This is a genomic window from Marinobacter albus (assembly GCF_030238305.1).
GTDB classification, from domain to species: Bacteria; Pseudomonadota; Gammaproteobacteria; order Pseudomonadales; family Oleiphilaceae; genus Marinobacter; species Marinobacter albus.
This window is the reverse complement of the sequence record NZ_JASSQD010000001.1, coordinates 620,241-637,110: the sequence shown is the minus strand read 5'-3', so window position 1 is coordinate 637,110 and position 16,870 is coordinate 620,241. Positions and strand designations below refer to the sequence as shown.

The 16,870-nt window shown below is 56.3% G+C and carries 14 protein-coding genes and 1 other RNA gene; 6 read left to right on the top strand and 9 right to left on the bottom strand.

Annotation, left to right across the window (positions count from 1 at the left end; all coding sequences use genetic code 11):
- Positions 1-45: 45 nt before the first annotated feature.
- Together dnaK and grpE are read right to left on the bottom strand one after the other, a co-directional pair.
- Positions 46-1,971 (bottom strand): molecular chaperone DnaK, encoded by a 1,926-nt coding sequence (gene dnaK / locus QQF73_RS02960; protein ID WP_219866907.1) that lies wholly within the window; start codon positions 1,969-1,971, stop codon positions 46-48.
- Between the two features lie 91 nt (positions 1,972-2,062).
- The gene (grpE, locus tag QQF73_RS02955; protein WP_219866908.1) at positions 2,063-2,665 is read right to left on the bottom strand and encodes a nucleotide exchange factor GrpE; all 603 of its coding nucleotides are present in this window, start codon (positions 2,663-2,665) and stop codon (positions 2,063-2,065) included.
- Positions 2,666-2,948: 283 nt separating this feature from the next.
- Between grpE and recN the strand changes: the two genes are divergently transcribed.
- Positions 2,949-4,628, top strand: coding sequence for a DNA repair protein RecN (gene recN / locus QQF73_RS02950; protein WP_285367183.1), 1,680 nt, complete (start codon positions 2,949-2,951; stop codon positions 4,626-4,628).
- Between the two features lie 74 nt (positions 4,629-4,702).
- Here the strand turns inward: recN and fur are convergent, their stop codons facing one another.
- Positions 4,703-5,113, bottom strand: a complete 411-nt coding sequence (gene fur / locus QQF73_RS02945; RefSeq protein ID WP_219866910.1) for a ferric iron uptake transcriptional regulator — start codon at positions 5,111-5,113, stop codon at positions 4,703-4,705.
- A gap of 122 nt (positions 5,114-5,235) precedes the next feature.
- Between fur and QQF73_RS02940 the strand changes: the two genes are divergently transcribed.
- Positions 5,236-5,562 carry an outer membrane protein assembly factor BamE gene (locus tag QQF73_RS02940; RefSeq protein ID WP_219866911.1) on the top strand — a complete coding sequence of 109 codons (327 nt, stop codon included), beginning with the start codon at positions 5,236-5,238 and terminating at the stop codon, positions 5,560-5,562.
- A gap of 7 nt (positions 5,563-5,569) precedes the next feature.
- Here QQF73_RS02940 and QQF73_RS02935 read toward each other — a convergent pair whose 3' ends face one another.
- The 3 genes from QQF73_RS02935 to QQF73_RS02925 form a co-directional block, all read right to left on the bottom strand.
- A complete protein-coding gene (locus tag QQF73_RS02935) occupies positions 5,570-5,851 on the bottom strand; it encodes an RnfH family protein (RefSeq protein WP_285367182.1) in 282 nt (93 codons plus the stop codon).
- Positions 5,851-6,294 carry a type II toxin-antitoxin system RatA family toxin gene (locus QQF73_RS02930; RefSeq protein ID WP_285367180.1) on the bottom strand — a complete coding sequence of 148 codons (444 nt, stop codon included), beginning with the start codon at positions 6,292-6,294 and terminating at the stop codon, positions 5,851-5,853. Before QQF73_RS02930 ends, QQF73_RS02935 begins: the two co-directional genes overlap by 1 nt.
- A 68-nt stretch (positions 6,295-6,362) precedes the next feature.
- Positions 6,363-7,979: a sodium-dependent transporter gene (locus QQF73_RS02925; protein ID WP_285367179.1), complete on the bottom strand. Its 1,617-nt coding sequence runs from the start codon at positions 7,977-7,979 to the stop codon at positions 6,363-6,365.
- Between the two features lie 179 nt (positions 7,980-8,158).
- Between QQF73_RS02925 and smpB the strand changes: the two genes are divergently transcribed.
- From smpB to ssrA, 3 genes are all read left to right on the top strand, one after another.
- Entirely contained in the window at positions 8,159-8,638 is a 480-nt protein-coding gene (gene smpB / locus QQF73_RS02920; protein ID WP_219866915.1) for an SsrA-binding protein SmpB, read from the top strand.
- 139 nt (positions 8,639-8,777) lie between these two features.
- Positions 8,778-10,196 (top strand): wax ester/triacylglycerol synthase family O-acyltransferase, encoded by a 1,419-nt coding sequence (locus tag QQF73_RS02915; RefSeq protein ID WP_219866916.1) that lies wholly within the window; start codon positions 8,778-8,780, stop codon positions 10,194-10,196.
- Between the two features lie 90 nt (positions 10,197-10,286).
- Positions 10,287-10,651: a transfer-messenger RNA gene (gene ssrA / locus QQF73_RS02910) on the top strand.
- 336 nt (positions 10,652-10,987) lie between these two features.
- On the opposite strand, the gene QQF73_RS02905 is transcribed toward ssrA, so the two are convergent.
- Entirely contained in the window at positions 10,988-12,991 is a 2,004-nt protein-coding gene (locus QQF73_RS02905) for an acyltransferase family protein (protein ID WP_285367177.1), read from the bottom strand.
- Positions 12,992-13,630: 639 nt separating this feature from the next.
- A complete protein-coding gene (locus tag QQF73_RS02900) occupies positions 13,631-14,977 on the bottom strand; it encodes a S41 family peptidase (RefSeq protein WP_219866933.1) in 1,347 nt (448 codons plus the stop codon).
- Between the two features lie 326 nt (positions 14,978-15,303).
- Here QQF73_RS02900 and QQF73_RS02895 point away from each other — a divergent pair, with 326 nt between their 5' ends.
- A complete protein-coding gene (locus QQF73_RS02895) occupies positions 15,304-16,191 on the top strand; it encodes a chemotaxis protein (protein ID WP_219866934.1) in 888 nt (295 codons plus the stop codon).
- On the opposite strand, the gene QQF73_RS02890 is transcribed toward QQF73_RS02895, so the two are convergent.
- A complete protein-coding gene (locus QQF73_RS02890; protein ID WP_219866935.1) occupies positions 16,188-16,865 on the bottom strand; it encodes a hypothetical protein in 678 nt (225 codons plus the stop codon). The two genes, QQF73_RS02895 and QQF73_RS02890, sit on opposite strands and share 4 nt — an antisense overlap.
- Positions 16,866-16,870: the final 5 nt, after the last annotated feature.

Genomic DNA, 16,870 nt, shown 5'->3' with positions numbered 1-16,870 from the left:
GCGGGGAACTCCCCGCGTTTTCCAACTACCTGATGTACGTCAGAATTACCGCTTGTCGTCGTCTTTGACTTCCTCAAACTCGGCGTCAACGGCGTCGTCAGCCTGCTGGGCCTGGGCGTCTTCCTGCCCACCAGCCTGCTGGGCCTGCGCACCCTCTTCTGCATACATCTTCTGAGCCAGCTCCGAAGAGACTTCTGTCAGCTTCTGGGTCTTGGCTTCAATATCGTCCTTGTCCGATCCTTCCAGAGCGGTCTCGAGCTCCTTGATGGAAGCCTCGATAGACTCTTTCTCACTGTCACTGACCTTGTCGCCAGCTTCAGTCAGAGTTTTGCGAACGGCGTGAACCATCGCATCACCCTGGTTGCGGACCTGAACCAGCTCCTCGAACTTGCGATCTTCCTCGGCGTTCGCCTCGGCGTCCCGCACCATCTTCTCGATTTCGTCGTCGTTCAGGCCGGAAGAGGCCTTGATCACGATGGACTGCTCTTTGCCGGTCGCCTTGTCTTTTGCAGACACGTTCAGGATACCGTTCGCGTCGATGTCAAAGGTCACTTCGATCTGCGGAACCCCTCGCGCCGCCGGCGGGATATCAGCCAGGTCGAAACGGCCAAGCGACTTGTTCTGAGCGGCCTGCTTACGCTCACCCTGAACCACGTGGATGGTGACCGCGGTCTGGTTGTCATCCGCTGTGGAGAACGTCTGCGACTTCTTGGTCGGAATCGTGGTGTTCTTGTCGATCAGCGGAGTCGCCACGCCACCCATGGTTTCGATACCCAAGGTCAGCGGTGTTACGTCCAACAGCAACACGTCTTTCACGTCGCCAGACAGAACGGCTGCCTGAATCGCGGCACCCATAGCGACCGCCTCATCGGGGTTCACGTCCTTACGGGCTTCTTTGCCGAAGAAATCTTTAACTTTTTCCTGCACCAGCGGCATACGGGTCTGCCCACCGACCAGGATAACTTCGTCGATTTCACCTGCCTTCATGCCCGCATCCTGCAAGGCAACCTTACACGGCTCCAGGCTGCGCTGGACCAGGTCTTCGACCAGCGACTCAAGCTTGGCACGGGTCAGCTTGACGTTCATGTGCTTCGGACCGCTGGCATCGGCCGTGATGTACGGCAGATTCACATCGGTCTGCTGGCTGCTGGAAAGCTCAATCTTCGCCTTCTCGCCCGCTTCCTTCAGACGCTGCATCGCCAGAGAGTCACCGCGCAGGTCAATGCCGCTGTCTTTCTTGAACTGGTCGGCCAGGAACTCGATGATCTTCAGGTCGAAGTCTTCACCACCCAGGAAGGTGTCACCGTTGGTGGCCAGTACTTCGAACTGGTGCTCGCCATCAACATCGGCAATTTCAATGATGGACAGGTCAAAGGTACCACCACCGAGGTCATAAACCGCCACGGTGCGATCACCGCTCTTCTTGTCCAGTCCGTAGGCCAGGGCCGCCGCAGTTGGCTCGTTGATGATGCGCTTCACTTCCAGACCGGCGATCTTGCCTGCGTCCTTGGTGGCCTGACGCTGGCTGTCGTTGAAGTAGGCCGGTACGGTAATAACCGCCTCGGTTACCTTCTCGCCCAGGTAGTCTTCTGCAGTCTTCTTCATCTTCTTCAGAACTTCTGCAGACACCTGCGGCGGAGCCATCTTCTCGCCCTTCACCTCAACCCAGGCATCACCATTGTCCGCCTTGGTGATTTTGTAGGGCACCATCTTGATGTCTTTCTGGACCACGTCGTCCTCGAAGCGGCGACCGATCAGACGCTTGATGGCGTACAGGGTGTTGTTCGGGTTGGTCACGGCCTGACGCTTTGCAGACTGACCTACCAAGGTTTCACCGTCGTCGGTGTACGCGATGATCGACGGCGTAGTACGATCACCCTCGGCGTTTTCAATAACCTTAACCTTGTCACCATCCATGATGGCAACACAGGAGTTTGTGGTTCCCAGGTCGATACCGATAATCTTGCTCATTGAGTCACTCCAATTCTTCTGAATGCTTTCCCGGAGAAAATTGCCCCGGCTCTCGCCATTTACTGGCTATATTGGCGCTTTAATCGACTTTTCAAGCCTGCTCATCAATTTTTGGCGATTCCTCTGCCTTGGCGACAACCACCATGGCCGGACGCACAACACGACCATTCAGCAGGTAGCCCTTTTGCACCACAGCCACAACACTGTTCGGCTCGGCATCGGGCGCCGGCACCATGGACATGGCTTCGTGCTGCTGCGGATCGAACGGCTCACCCACCGGGTTGAGCTGCTCAACGTTGAACTTCTCGAGGCTGTTCATGAACAGACTGAGAGTCATTTCCACACCCTCGCGAATGGAAGCGACCAGCTCACCGGTGTTCTCGTTGGCTTCAGTACTTTCGACAGCCTTCTCCAGGCTGTCCGCAACGGGCAGCAATTCCTTGACGAACTTCTCAAGGGCGAACTTGTGCGCTTTTTCGACGTCAATCTCGGCGCGCCGACGGACATTCTGCATTTCGGCCTGGGAGCGCAACATCTGCTCCTGGGCTTCCTTGACCTGAGCCCGCAGCGCCTCAACCTCGGAGTCTTCGCTCTCAACCACCTCATCGTCCGCCTGGGCTTCCTCGGCGGCCGCTTCGGTTGCTTCTTTCAACTCGTCTTCTACCTGTTCGTTGCGGTTTTCGTCAGTGCTCATGACCACTCCTGCTAACTATCCGGCGGCCGATGTCTGTACGGCCGATTCAACGTGACTTCCGACCGCGGCGAGCCGGAAAACTGTAGTTGCGAACGGATATGGGGCCCAGCTTGCAGGTTTCAACCACCCCAGCCATTAATCCGGCACAAATTCACGCCCGGGAATTTGCAAACCACAAAAAGCCTGTATATATTCACAGTCACTGTATGAAATCACAGTATTCGGCCAGATCCCGTACCGGGACGGTCAGCGCTGCATTTCGAAGGACGCGGAGGTTTTCTGCATGCTCACACAGCTTACGGTTTCCAACTACGCCATTGCCGAACGGGTGGAACTCCAGTTCAACAAAGGCATGACGGCTCTCACCGGTGAAACCGGTGCCGGCAAATCCATTGTCCTGGATGCCCTTGGTCTGGCCATGGGCGGCCGAGCCGACGCCGGTGCCGTTCGCCATGGCGCCAAGCGCGCAGACATTACCGCCACCTTCGATGTATCCGACATTCCCGAGGCCGGCCAGTGGCTGGAAAATCACGAACTGGATGACGACAGCGACTGCATCCTGCGCCGCGTGATCAGCAAGGATGGCCGCTCCCGAGCCTACATCAACGGCCAACCCTGTCCGCTGGCCCACCTGAAAGACCTGGGTGGCCTGCTGATGGACATTCACAGCCAGCATCAGCACCAGTCACTGCTGCGCAAGGAAACCCACCGCAAACTGCTGGACGAGTTTGCCGGCGTCGAAAACCTGGCCGCCGACACCCATGCCGCCTGGAAGACCTGGCACCAGACCCGCCAGCGCCTGACCGAGCGCCAGCAGAATGCCGACGAAACCGAAGCCAAGCTGCAACTGATGCGCTACCAGGTGGAAGAGCTGGATCGGCTGAATCTGGAAGATGGCGAGCAGGAACAGCTGGAACAGGAACAGGCGCAACTGAGTCAGGCCGATTCGGTACTGCACAGCAGCCATCAGGCCGCACTGCTCTGTACCGAAGAGGAAACCAGTGCCGCAGACATGGTCCGCCAGGCGCTTCAGCAACTGGAGCAACTTCCCGTAGAGGTTCCCGCGCTCGCAGACACCATCCAGATGCTGAACGAAGCCCAGATTCAGATCAGTGAGGCCGGCGACAACCTGCGACGTTTTGTGGATGACTACGAAGCGGACCCGGAACGACTGGCGGAAGTGGAAGAACGACTCAGCGCCATTTATCAGATGGCTCGCAAGCACCGGATTACACCAGAGGAACTGCCGGAACTACATCAGCGACTGTCCGCGGAACTGGCCGAACTCGATGGCGGTGCCGGCAGTCTGGAACAACTGGAAGCGGAACTGGAAAAACAGCGAGCGGCATTCGACCAACTCGCCAGCCAGCTGACGGAAGCCCGGGAACAGGCGGCCGTGGAGCTCGACCAGCGCATTGCCGAAGAACTGGCCCAGCTGAGCATGCCTGCGATGCAATTCGTGACACACCTGAGCCGCAACGCCAAGGATGAACCCGCCCCCCACGGCGAGCAGGACATTGAGTTCCTGGTTAGCGCCAACCCGGGCCAGCCGGCTCGCCCCCTGGCCAAGGTCGCTTCTGGCGGTGAACTTTCCCGGATCAGCCTCGCCATCCAGGTCGTGGTTGCCCAGACGTCAACCACACCGACCCTGGTCTTTGACGAAGTGGATGTGGGTATTGGCGGCGGTACCGCAGAAGTGGTCGGACGCCTGCTACGAACCCTGGGCGGGAACGGTCAGGTGCTGTGCGTGACTCATCTCCCGCAAGTGGCGGCGCAATGCCACCAGCACCTGTTTGTCAGCAAGTTCACCGAAAGCGATGCAACGTTCTCGAAGATTGAAACATTGGACGATCAGGGACGGATCAGCGAAGTGGCACGCATGTTGGGCGGCGTTGACATGACTGAGCACACCATTGCACACGCTCAGGAAATGTTTTCCAAGGGACAGGCCACCCATCACTGAGGCTGCCCCTGAACCTCTACCCCTCTCGATCCTGAGAGCTGTTGGGCGGGTGATTCACCCGCCCTTTTTTTGCCTTACGATTTCACCGGCTTCACATAGAGGATCAGGCTGTGATCGACGATCTCGTAGCCGCGCTCCTCAGCAATCTTTTTCTGCCGTTCTTCGATGACTTCGTCAACGAACTCGATGACCTCGCCGGTCTGCGTGCAGACCATGTGATCGTGATGATCATCGCCAGCCATCTCAAAGACCGCATGGCCACCCTCGAAGTTGTGGCGCAGGACCAGCCCAGCCGCTTCGAACTGGGTCAGCACCCGGTACACAGTCGCCAGCCCCACGTCATCCCCCTGCTCCAACAACTTCTTGTAAACGTCTTCGGCACTCAAATGGTGCTCGTCGGCATTCTCAAGAATATTGAAGATCTTGACTCTCGGCAGAGTAACTTTAAGACCGACTTTTCGTAATTCGGCGTTTTCAGATGACATGTTACTATTCGCTCTTTGGTGTGCTTCACGGCTTCCGGTATGATGAAGCCGCCATTAAACGGTTACCCCGTGCCACACCTGCCTCAGGCAGGCGATTTCAAGATAGAGGATTTCCCCCGGCGATGCAAAAGCTCACAGCTCTGATTCTCACTCTCATTCTGACCGGATGTGGCTTCCCGGGCGTGTACAAGATCAACGTCCAGCAAGGCAACATCGTGACCGATCAAGAGCTGACCGCACTCACCGAGGGAATGCCCCGTAGCCAGGTGCACGCAGTGATGGGGACACCCATGATGCTGAACCCGGTTGACGCCTCCCGGGAATACTATATCTACACCTTCCAGCGCGGTGGCGGGGACATCCGGGAACAACGCATCATCGTCTACTACGACAACGACCGTTTCTCCCATTACGAAGCCCAGCTGCTGGAAGAAACGCCGGCCTACTGACCGCGATCTACCCCTTCTTCTTGGCCCGGTTCAGGCGCGCCTGTTTCGGGTCAATCTTGAGTGGCCGATAGAGCTCCACCCGATCGCCTTCGCGCAGCTCATGGGCAGCGGGATCCTTGATCACCTTACCGAAGATACCCATGTCGATGGCGTCCGGATCAACCTCCGGGAAGATTCCAACGATACCCGAGAGCTTGACCGCCTCCAGCGCGGTGGTGCCCTCTGGCACTGTCACCGGCACGATTTCCTGCTTGTCCGGTCGGGCGTAAGCAACCTCCACATGTGGCATCACAGACCTCCCGAATAGAGTTCATCCGCGCGCTTACAAAACGCATCCACCATGGTGTTGGCGGCCTGACTGAACACGGTGCCGAACGCCATGCGCGAGAGCGAGCCGGCAAATTCGAACTCCAGCGTCAGAATCACCTTGCACGCATTGTGATCCAGGGACTTGAAGTGCCAGCGGCCCCGGAGGTTCCGGAACGGGCCATCCACCAGACTCATCTCGATGGCCTCCGGCATCTGCAGTTGGTTGCGGGTCGTCAGGGTGTGCCTTACTCCACCCTTGGCAATTTCCATGGAAGCGGTGAGCTCCCCGTCATTCTGCTCATGGATCTCGGTGTTGGCGCACCACGGCAGAAATTCCGGGTAGCGGGCGACATCATTCACCAAGTGAAACATCCGCTCCGCGGAGTGCATGACAAGGGCTGTTTTATCAATCTGATGGGGCATCGGAACCGGTCGACCTGCTAATGAACGCGCTGTACAAAACAAAGAGGTGCGTGCAAAGACACGCTTGATCAGACGCTATGATAAAGGATATCACCGTCTTTGGGGGCATTTTCACCCGGTGCCGACTCCCCGGCCGGCTCTTTGCTTACCGGCGGGGTTTCCGCTGGCGCCTCGGATTGACCATCGCCCTGCTTCGATGGCGTTTGGGTGGCTGGACCTTCCACCGCCACAGCGTCATCGTCCATTTCGGACATGACGGTTGCCGGCTGGCCGCACCAGATACCATCACTACCGGAATCGCATAGGTTGGTCAGGGAAAACGCGGTGTACTGGACACCGATGTAGGCAACCACCACCGGCAACACCAATCGCATCACCCAGAACCAGATCCCGGCGAAGAAAGCCGGTGCCTGCCCCAGGATACGGTGTGACAGGCTCCGGGTGAGCCGCCAGCCAGTGAAGACGGAAATCAGAATGGCGGCGGCCGGAATCAGCAGCCCGCCAGTGATGAGCTCCAGCCAGCGGAACACCGTCGCTCCCGCAAAGCGGTCGTCGGCCCAGAGGTTAAAAGAGAGCAGAGAAGCCAGACCCGCGAGCCAGACTCCCAACCCAACAATCAATGCGGACCAGCCACGGGGCGCACCCATCCATTCCCGAAACCAACCGACGACCGGCTCCATCAGGGCCAGCGAGGTGGTCCAGACGATCATCACCACCATCAGGAACACCGCCGCAACCACAAACTGGCTGGCCGGCAACTGCCCGAGGGTAACAGGCAGGGATACGAACAACAGGCCGAAGCCGCGTTCGCCGTCAAAACTGCTGCCATCGGTGGCCACCGCGAAAATCATCAGACCCGCGACCATGGCCACCAATGTGTCCATCAGCACCACGGCAAGAATGGAGCGTTTCAATCGCGTGCCGGGTGCCGTATACGCCCCGAAAATAGCCCACACCCCCATGCCAAGACCAAGAGTAAAGAAAGCATGAAACAGGGCTGCTTTGACGCTCCCCAGAGTCACGTCCTCAGGGTGCATTTCAAGGAGGTGACTGACCGCACCGTCAATCCGACCGTGCCACGCTGCCAGCGCGAAAAGCCCCAGCATCAATAACAAGGTCCCCGGCACCACCACTCTCAGCGTGCGCTCAAGACCTTTGACCACGCCCTGGATGGACACCCAGATCACCAGTATCAGAAACAGGGCATGCCACCCCATGAACAGGCGATACTCCCGTGGGTCCGACACCAACCCGGAGAGAATTTCGGTAGCCCCGCGCTGGTCTACCCCCGAAAACTTCCCCATGGCACCGAAGAACACGTAGGCCAGGGCAATGGCACCGAACACCACCGTAAAGGAGAGCACCAGAAACGCCGCCAGAATTCCCAGACGTCCCGCCAGCATCCACCAACGGGAGACCTTGGCGCTCCGGATGAAGCCGTCCATCGCCAATACGATGCCATGACGCGAATATCGCCCCAGAGTCGCTTCGGTCACCATTAACGGCAGCGTCACCAACAACAGACACGCAAGGTAGAGCAGGATAAACAGCCCTCCGCCGTGCAGGCTGGCGAGGGAGGGGAACTGCCACAGATTCGCGAGGCCGACCGTCGCGCCGACGGCAGCCCAGAAAAACGTGGTTGGGCGGGTGAAGGACCCGATAGGTGTCTGATACGGCGTAGGCATTCGCGTCCCTGATAGGTTCTGGCCACATATTGTAGCCGATGGACTCGCAGACGCACGAGCGCACGGCCCGGATAACGGCGATTTCGTGACCGGTCTGGCACTCCTGAGCTACAATGCGCGTTTTGCCGGTGAAGCTCCGGCAGACTCGTTCATTCGTCCGAACCCGGATTACCTGATTCATGAGCAAGAAAAAGCCCGGAACTCCGAGCAGTACCATCGCCCTCAACAAGAAGGCGAAACACGAGTATCACATCGAGGAACGCTTCGAGGCGGGCCTTGCCCTGTTAGGGTGGGAGGTAAAGTCCCTGCGTGCCGGCAAGGCCCAGCTGGTGGATGCCTATGTGTTGCTGAAAGACGGTGAGGCCTGGCTGCTTGGTTCCCACATCACACCTCTGAACACGGCCTCCACGCACGTGATTGCAGACCCCACCCGCACCCGGAAACTGCTGCTTCACGCCAAGGAAATAGCCAAGATCATGGGGAAAGTGCACCAGGCAGGCCACACCTGCATCCCCCTTGCCCTGTACTGGAAGAAGAACAAGGTAAAGTGTGAGATCGCCCTGGTGAAAGGCAAGAAGGAATACGACAAGCGGGCGACCGAAAAAGAACGCGACTGGAACCGCCAGAAGCAGCGCATCATGCGCGAAGCCAACGCCTGAGATTCTTTCTCTCTACCCTACTGAAACCTGACTTTCGTCAAGTGCGACACAGCCAAATGTGTCGCATACTTATCCTCTTTGCGCAAAATTTCATCAAGCCTATACTCGGGTGTCCTGATTGCTTGCAAAGGGAATGCATATGTCACCAACTCGTACTCCGATGTCTGCAGTAGATCGCGCATGGTTGCGCATGGACACACCAGAAAATCCGATGATGATCTGCGGTGTGCTGGCGCTGGATCGACAGATTTCGGTCAGTCATCTGCGGCGCATTCTGGAAGAGCGTTTCCTTCGTTTCCGGCGGTTTCGCCAACGGGTGGTGGATAAAGGTGACCGCGCCTACTGGCAGGAAGACCCCTTGTTCGATCTGGACAATCACCTGCACCAGGTAGCCCTCCCCGGTAATGCCGATAAGGCCCAACTCCAGCAACTGGTCGGCGACCTGAACAGTACCGCCCTCGATTTCCGCCGCCCCCTCTGGCAAATGCACTACATCGACAATTACCAGGGCGGCAGCGCCTTACTGATCCGCATTCACCACTGCATCGCTGACGGCATATCCCTGGTTCGAGTGATGCTCTCACTCACCGACCGGACGCCGGAGCCGAAGCTGAAAAAAGTGGCATCTGCCTCACCCGTGCCCGCCCGGAAACAATCGTGGCTCCAGAGCGCTCTCAGCCGGGCCGTGGACAATGTGCAGATGGCGAACTACCAGACCCGGCTGTTTATCCAATCGGTTCGCGAAGAACCGAATTACCCGGTCAAGCTGGCCTCCACGGCGGGAGAGGTAGCCCTGGACCTGCTCAAACTCGGGCTGGCCCCCTTTGAACCCAAGACCGGACTGAGACAGCCCCTGAGCGGTCGCAAACAGGTGGCCTGGGCAGAACCGCTGGACCTGGCCGAAGTGAAAGCCTGCGCCAAGGCACTGGGCGGCACGGTGAACGATATCCTGATGTGCACTGCCACCGGCGCCCTGCAACGACACTTTGCCGCAAACAAGGAAGCCATTCCGGAGTGCGGCCTGCGCGTCGCCGTGCCCTTCAACCTGCGCCCGCTGGACCAACCCATCGAGACCCTCGGCAACCGGTTTGGCCTGGTCCTGGTGCCGCTTCCCGTGGAAGTGCAGGATCCGGTAATGTGCTTCCGCCAGGTCCAGGAGAACATGAACCGGCTGAAACGTTCCTACCAGGCCCAGGTTACCTACAGCCTCCTTGATTTGTTCGGACGTGGCCCCGACATTCTGGAACGGCGGGCACTGAGCCTGCTGAGCAACAAGGCTTCGGCCGTCCTGACCAACGTGCCGGGCCCCAAAGAGCCGCTATATCTCGCCGGCGCAAAGGTCACCCAGCCGATGTTCTGGGTACCCCAGAGCGGATCCATTGGCATTGGCATGAGTATTTTCAGTTACGCCGGCACCGTGCAGTTCGGCATTACCATGGACAAAAATATCCAGGCCGACCCGAATGCCCTCATAGGGTACTTCCAGGAAAGCTTCCAGGCCCTGAGCCACGTGGCTCTGGCCGGCCGACAGAGCGAACTGGAGCGCAAGGCGGGATAGCCGGGGTAGGTACAAGTAGCAGGCCTGATTGGCCGTAAAACAGAAACAAGCCTTGAAGTCCGGCAAACCGGACACATATACTGAGCATAAGGGGACGACATGGCTTCGACGCTGGTGGCGAACCCTTGAGTGCATGTCGAGATGGCAGCGAATCTCGTTAATCCAAAGCTGCAACGCAATAGTCGCAAACGACGAAAACTACGCACTAGCAGCGTAAGCTGCTAGTCGTCCTGACTGGGTCGCCCGTAGCCCAGAGCAACATCTCAGGACGTCATCGCTTACGGGATGCTCCGTTAGCCAGAGCTCACTGACTAACGGCTAAGATTTAAAGAGATCGCTTCTTGCACCCTGACCTTCGGGTCGCTTGAAGTTAAATCAATAGAAGGACGCTAAGCATGTAGATCCTCAAGGTTGAGTACTGGCGGACGCGGGTTCAATTCCCGCCGTCTCCACCAACTACCCAGAAAAAAGCCCCTGATTTCAGGGGCTTTTTTTTTGTTTATACATCCTGATCAGACAAGGACCAGTCCACACAATGTCCACAGATGTAACGGACCAAGCGTTCGCTCTATTGAAACACCGGTCGGAAGCTTACTGGTGACATCCAAATCGTCGCAGCGAGATCGCGCTGTGCTGTAGTTTGCTAAATTGTCCACGGCGCTGTGTTGTTGTGCGGTTCTATGTGGGCCTCAATTAACGGAACTCTCTGGATTTTCAGGAACTGTGGTTTTCAGTGTTGCGTTGAAGCGCTGCGGCATCGGGTTCAATATCCGCACCTTGAATAATTGGCTTCACTGAGTTCGAATGACATCACTCAACCCTTCAATTGCCAGTGAGGATAAGAATTGACGCGCCTCTGTCTGCAAAAAACGGGCGTATGAGGCTGTCAGGTGTAAGTGATCCCTGTAGACGATGTTTGTTCCTTGAAGGGGCTTGCATAGACCGTTCGGGCAGATCACCGAATTGAAATCCATGAAATAGGCATTGGGGATGTCTTCAATTGAGTCCTTGAGCACTTCATCAATTGGGTTTTGGGAAGACAGTGAGACCGAACAATCATTGGCAAAAGCCTCTGACAAAGCAGAGTAGCGAGCCAAACAGCGTGGACCAGACGACCCTAATAGCGGGGTGGGAGCAATTACCACTAGATTTGTAGAAGTTTCCGACAGTTCTTGTTGGATTCGCCCGCCAGCATCTCTCCAGTCATCTTTACTAAAAGGGTAAGTTCGGCTAGAGGAAGTCAACACAAGATCCGGTGACACCCCCTTCAAATATTTCAATGCCTTACGCCTCCAAGATGCACACTCGGTATACTCACGTTTTATTCGATAATAAACATGGTTCTGATCAACCATCGGACAGGCGGATTTAGTAATGACAAGGAAACGCCAGCCAGCGTCGGTGAAGATTGATTCAAACGTTGGAAACCATTGAGCGGCAACACTATCTCCCAACAAAACAGCCGTTTTTTCAGCTTGCTGAGTTCCGAAACTGCAAACTTCAACTTCATCTGATTGAACCGGGGGATCGCACTCCATCGCATAAATTTTGGGTAAATCGCCAAGCGACTTTTCGAATTCAACTATGGTTCCGGAGTCGCGCCACTCAGAAATCACAACTCCCCACACTCCTCCAAGCGTCAAAAAGGCCAGAAGGAATACAGTACTGCCGGCTAGCACCTCGCGATTTTTGGAAGACAAGCGCTCATGGTATCTAATAGGGTTTTCCACCAGAAAATGTGAGGCTAAGGCTAACAACCCTGCCAAAAGCAATAATGCTAAAAGGTAAGCGGCACCCCCACCAGGAAAAATCAGTTTACCGATAACAAGAACAGGCCAGTGCCAGAGATAGAGAGAATAAGAAATGTCTCCCACAAATTGGACGGGGCGATATCGCAACCAGCAATCAATAGGATGACTCTTTAAGAGTGCCAATGAGAAAAGAAGAAAGGCCGATCCAAGAGTTGGGAACAACGCCCACCAACCTGGATAAGTTTTACTCTGATCGATTACTCCGAAGCTGCAGATTAGTAGAAAGAAACCACACCACGCCACGCTACTAAGGAGTAATCGTTTTTGAGCTCTCATTTCGTGCGGGAAATACCGCTGCCCATTGGCGACTCCAACGAAGGCCACACCGCCCGCCGCAAACTGCCACACACGAGAAATAGGAAGGTAAAAACCCCATTCTGGATGAAGAAAAGTGACAACAGCGGAGAAGCAAAACCCAAAAATAGCTGTCAGTACCAAAACGATAAATAGGCGTCTCTTGCTTCTATTACCCTCCTTCCCCGCCCAGAATCCGCCAATAGCGAACATAACCCAAAAAGGCCAAAACAAATAAAACTGTTCCTCCACGCCCAGTGACCAGGTGTGAAGGAAGACATTTTCTTCTTGATTCGGTGAAAAATAATTACTTGAAGAAAACGCGAAGTATAGATTGCTGACCCAGGCAATAGCGCTGAGGGCGGCACCATGCTGCTCGGCTTGATACAAAGGGCTCATGAAAGTCAAAAGGAATGCACTGACGACTAAAATCATGAGGGCTAGCGCAGGAAATAAACGCTTCAGCCTTCTCGCGTAAAATCCGAGAAAATCTATAGATCCTGTTTTGTCTATTTCCCTGACCAGAAGACCAGTTATCAAGTAGCCGGATAGGACAAAGAAAATGTCGACACCAATAAAGCCCGCCTCAAAAAACTCAAATCCGGCATGAGCTAAAACAACGGCGATTATGGCAACCCCTCTCAACCCCTGGATATAAGGAACGAGCTGAGTTTTTTGCGTTCGGTGCACGATACGGTTTTCCTAACTTAGACTATTTTGAATACTCTCGGATCATTTGGTCTCCGAACTGGGAGGATAAATCGAGAGAGCAAGGCAAATTAGCCACGCCAAAAGCTCCCGAGGGGGTGCCAAGAGAAATTCACTAAGCTTTAATCCAGCTTTGAACCGAGAGCGTACCGTCACGTCGATCAATAATAAAGGAAGTAGGTAAAAGGAACACCGACGACTCCACAAATTTTCCCCTCGAACTCCGCGCCTTTGAAAACTGATAACGCTAAACAAAGTTTGTTCAACTACTCCCTTGGTCGATACTGTCGAATAGCAGTGTGAGCTCATCTATACTGACCTGAATCTCAGCAACTTCTTATGGGTAAATAGATAGCAGCCTACAGTTCTCCCGTTCCGCCATCCGCTTCTGTCAGGTGTCAACAAAGTGTCAACGGGGTTGTGCTGATGTGTGGTTATCAGTGGGAATGGATTTTTATAAGTAGCTGTTCCAAAGGTAATTGTGGTTTTCTGTGTTGCTTTGAAACCCTGAAACATCGGGTTCAATTCCCGCCGTCTCCACCAAACACCCATAGAAAAGCCCCTGATTTCAGGGCCTTTTCCGTTTACGCCCCCATAAAGTCAGCATGCAAACCGCAACCATCACCCCCCGACCAGCTTCAACACCCTCTCCAGCATCGGATCCCTGCCCTCCTCGCGCCCCTTTCGGCCAAGGTAGTGCAGACGGATATGGGGAGGAATTCCCACGTCTTCGTAAACCTGGCCATCGGAGGCCCGGTAGATTTCGTTGGATAAGGTCAGGTGCCAGCCGTTTGGCAAATGGCGCTCCAGGGTGTCAGAAAGGATGCCGTGAGTAGGCTCACCAATCAGGGTGAGGCGGGGGTGCTGAAGCAAAGAGAGTACGAAGATTTCCGCGGCACTGGCCGTCAGCTCGCTGGTCAGCACAAACAGGTTGCCACTGTAGGTTTCCGAGGCAGGGTTAACATAGATGGCCTGTTTGCCGGTAAAACCGTTGCCATGGCGGGCTGACTTGGTGAAAGCGAGCCGTTTTCGATCCATCAGGTAGGCGGCAAACCGCAGGGCAACGCCATCGTAGCCCCCGCCGTTATTGCGGAGATCGACAACCAGATTGGGGAGTTCGCCGACATCGGCGAGTACCGCCTTCATCACGCCGTCAATAGCATTCAGATCAGCTGCGGGTTCGCCGGTCTTACCACTCTGGCCAGCCATGGCACGGATATTCAGATAGCCGATACCATCACTGAGGCGGCCCCACTCCACCAAGCGGTTGCCGCCGTGATTAACTCCGTTGACGAGATAATCCTCATGGATGAGGCCGTGGAGCCATTCTTTCAGATCACCCAGGTAGCTGGTGAGTTCGCGGTCATCACTGGCGTCTTCCAGTTCCCGTGTCAGCCGCTGATAAAGTGCGGGGTGGGCGCCGGCATTGTAATGGCCCGAGGGCGTGTGCAATCGGATATGTCCGTCCTTAAGCGGCCTCAGCATGGCAGCCATGGTGGCAAACAGCGTTTCCCGTGAGCTGCCGGAATGAATTTGCCGGCGATAGGTGTGGTATGCCTGGTCCCACGCCACGCCTTTCAGTTCAAACAGCGCGTACTGCTCGTCGAAGGTCCGCCAAAATATTTCGAAATTGTACTCCGGGTCCGCCGGGTCCTGTTTCGGGGTGTCATCGGCGTGGGCGGGTAAGGCGGCCAGGCGGCGAAAGCCAATGCGCGCCACACCACTCACCCGGTGGGCACTGAACGCCTGACCGGCCGGAGACACTGCCAGATCCTCGTAATGATGTCCGAGTTCTTCAAGAGTGCCCCTGTAAAGCGGTAGGCAGCTGATGGCCGTTTCCTCAAACAAGGTGTACCGATCACCCTCTATGGCCAGTATTTTGCCGTAACCTTGCGAACGCCAGACCCCCTGCAGGTCTGTAAAATGCGGCACAGAACGGGAATGGTTGCGCCCTTGGCGAGGTTTCATAGAGACCTCCAGATTCGTTTTGGCGACGCTTGCGGGCCAGGCCAAGGGGCATCGCATCGAAGGGATCGTGATTCCTAAAGCGTAGCCAATTATGGGCCAGTGGGTGACCTATCCGGCCTAATGACTTCCCGGTTCCGGTCGATAACCTCTGAAAGGCCCGGTCACCATTTGCAACAAAGCTGTTGAATATTGCTTCAGGACATGGCTGCTACTATGGCGACACACCTGAGGCACGTCGGCTTACTTTCGTTTCTCCGGGCTATCCTTAATCGTTATGCCAGCAGGCCCCCGAGCCCGGGGGCTTTTTTTTGAAAGGATCCAGCCGTATGTCCAGCAAAACGAAACAGGCCCAGAAACTCCTGCTGTTTCGGCTGTCCGGTGCCCGCCTGTTCGGGATCGGCACACTGAAAATTCGCGAAATTCTTCCGTTCATGCGGCTGAGCAAGCTGCCCCACAGCCACCCTGCGGTGATTGGCACGGCCACCTTCCGGGGCTCCGCCGTGCCGGTGATTGATATGGCCGCGGCGGTGGGCAATCCTCCGCTCACTGCGGAGGAGCAGCAGAAAGCGTCGATCATCATCACCGACATTCAGCGTCAGGAGATCGGCTTCCTAGTGCGGGGTGTGCACGAGATCATCGAAGCGGACTGGAAGCATGTGATGCCGCCCCCCAAGGCACTGGGGGACCGGGCGTTCATCACCGGCCTACTGGACGTGGATGGGGACATCATCCAGTTGCTGGATGTCGAGCTGTTGCTGGCCAAGGTGTATCCGGAATCACTGGTGACCCGGGATGTAACGCTCACCGACGTTGAGAGCGAAACCCTGAAGGCCCTGAACATTCTGCTGGTGGACGACTCCCAGGTGGCCCGCAAACAGTTGTCGGACGTTCTGGACAGCAAGGACATTTCCTATCAGGTCACCTCCAACGGTGACGAGGCGCTGCAGATTCTGCTGAAGAACAACGAACTGGGCAGGCCCATCGACATCCTGGTCAGCGACATTGAGATGCCCGGGCTGGACGGCTACGAACTCACGTTCAACGTACGAGACAACCCGGCCCTGAAACCGCCCTACGTGATTCTTCACACCTCACTGAACAGCGAGATGAGCCTGAGTTACGCGAACCAGGTCGGCGCCAATGAGGCGCTGACCAAGTTCGATGCCGAAGAGCTGTTGCAGGCTATGTTGCGGGGCGCCAGGGAATCCGGCTAGAACCCGAACCAGTTTTGCTTGATGGTTTCGTATTCCTCTCTGGAGATCATTCCCTCCTCGGATAACCGGCGCATTTCCGCTACCGCCAGGGGAATGCGTCGCTTGCCTGGCGGTAATTGGGCCTGGCCCCGGGCAATTCCGGCACGAACCCCCTCGATAAAGCTGGTCAGGCGGGCTTCGTCGGACACCATGGCATCCAAACGAAACAGCACCACATCACTGTTTAACGCCACAAATTCGTAGCAGTGCCTGCGCAGGCGCAGGGCCAGCGCCATCAGCCCCAGCGCCACAACTGCCGGCGCCAGGAGCCAAAGTGGCGCAGCCGGCAGAAACGAATAGATGGCCGCTGGCACGGTCAGCAGGCAAATCGCCACGAACCAGAGTTTGTACCGGTTGTCCTTCACTTCCCTCGGCGCTGGGTCAACAAAGGTCAGGTCCAGCACCTGCTCCGGCAACTCCTTCTTACGGCGGTGGGTGGTAATCGACAAATAGTGCTGATTAAACCGCTTGAACAGTGTGCTGGTTTTGGCACGCACGTTGGTCTGGCGGAATTTGCTGTTTACCTGCCACGACTCCCGGGGTGGAAGTTCCCACCCCGGGCGTTGTAACTCAAGATTCGGGGCGGCCCAGTTGTCCAGGTCTATGATGTCGCTCTGGCTTACTGCAACTGTCACGTTTC